This window comes from Megamonas rupellensis DSM 19944, from assembly GCF_000378365.1.
GTDB lineage: Bacteria > Bacillota > Negativicutes > Selenomonadales > Selenomonadaceae > Megamonas > Megamonas funiformis.
The window spans coordinates 1-1,479 of sequence record NZ_KB899635.1 but is presented as its reverse complement, the minus strand read 5'-3'; the positions used below and the strand labels follow the sequence as shown (position 1 = coordinate 1,479).

The window sequence follows — 1,479 nt, the reverse complement described above, 5'->3', positions numbered from 1 at the left end:
TGCTGGCTTCAAAAGTCAGCTTGTATATCTTAACTCAAGAAGTTTATCTTGTCAAGAACTTTTTTTAATTTATTTTTTGATTTTAACAATTTTCTTCTTTTGAGTTACGCCATTCATTAGCGTGATAATTATTATATATACTTTTTATGTCTTTGTCAACACTTTTTTATAAAAATATTTCATTTTATTTTACTTATGTCGCCAGACTGTATAGCTATTATGTTTTGAGCTATTTTTTGCTTAGGCCAATCCCACCATTTTAAAATTTTCAATTCATTAATAATATCTTCAGAAAATCTTTTTCTTATAATTTTTGCTGGAATACCTCCAACTATACTATAAGCCGGAACATCTTTTGTTACTAATGCTCCTGTACCAATAATTGCACCATCACCAATTTTTACGCCTGCCAAAATTATTGCCTTGTAACCGATCCATACATCATTACCTATTACAATATCTCCTTTATTATCCCAACCAGATGCTACATCTTTTTTATTCATGTTCCATTCATCAAATAAAAGTGCAAAAGGATATGTTGAAAGTGATTTTAATGTATGATTAGCACTGTTAAATAAAAATTTAGCGCCACAAGCTATAGAACAAAATTTTCCTATGATTAATTTTTCATTATTTATAGGATAGTGATATAAAACATTATTTTTCTCAAAATCTTCAGGATTTCTTTCAAAATCATTATATATAGTATAATCTCCTACAATAATATCTTGTTTTGTTATCACATTTTTTAAATAAATTGTAGTTTTATCATCTTTTCTAGGATATATATCATTTAAACTCATAAATATAAACTCCTTTAAATCAATATATTTAAATAGCTTTCATGTATCCATAATATGCTAGTGAAATTATTTATTCTACACCATGAATAATACAGAATTAATTTTACTAAAAATAAAAGGCTCAGTTTATTTATTAAACTGAACCTTCTATTTTTATTTTGTATATAAAATTTTTCTAATCGTATCTACAGATAAATAATATTTTTGCGCTAAATTTTCTATAGAAAAACCTTGCTTATAATCATTTTTTATTTTTTTATTTCTATTTTTATATTCTTGTTTTATTCCAGAAATTGCTCCCCAAGATTTATAATTTTCTTTTTTTATAGGAATATAAATATATTTACCTTGAATATATTTTTGTATTTCTTCTATTAGTTTTTCTGGTAATATCACATTTGCATTAATATATTTCATTATGGCTCCCCCTTGATAATATATCAAGAAACAAAGCCAATATATTGTGACTTTATTACTCCATACAATAGTCACAAATAATTAGCTTTGTATGGAGTAATTTTTGATTATTTTTCATAAATAGCAACTCCCTTTATCTATAAAATAAAAAAAGTATAAAAACATTGAACTGCACCCCAAAAGTTGGACAAAAAACAACTTTTGGAGGTGCAGTTTTTTTATGACTAAATACTCAAATGAATTTAAAGTTAAAGCAATT

General features: G+C 24.7%; 2 protein-coding genes. Both read right to left on the bottom strand.

What is annotated here, in order from left to right; genetic code table 11:
• Positions 1–179: 179 nt before the first annotated feature.
• Complete coding sequence (locus F553_RS0111565; protein WP_019000218.1) at positions 180–803, bottom strand: CatB-related O-acetyltransferase; 624 nt, start codon at positions 801–803, stop codon at positions 180–182.
• 153 nt (positions 804–956) lie between these two features.
• Positions 957–1,220 carry a CD3324 family protein gene (locus tag F553_RS0111560; protein WP_019000217.1) on the bottom strand — a complete coding sequence of 88 codons (264 nt, stop codon included), beginning with the start codon at positions 1,218–1,220 and terminating at the stop codon, positions 957–959.
• Positions 1,221–1,479: the final 259 nt, after the last annotated feature.

Coding starts and splice junctions, on each gene's coding strand:
- F553_RS0111565 (WP_019000218.1), bottom strand. CDS start 803: ATGAGTTTAAATGATATATATCCTAGAAAAGATGATAAAACTACAATT.
- F553_RS0111560 (WP_019000217.1), bottom strand. CDS start 1,220: ATGAAATATATTAATGCAAATGTGATATTACCAGAAAAACTAATAGAA.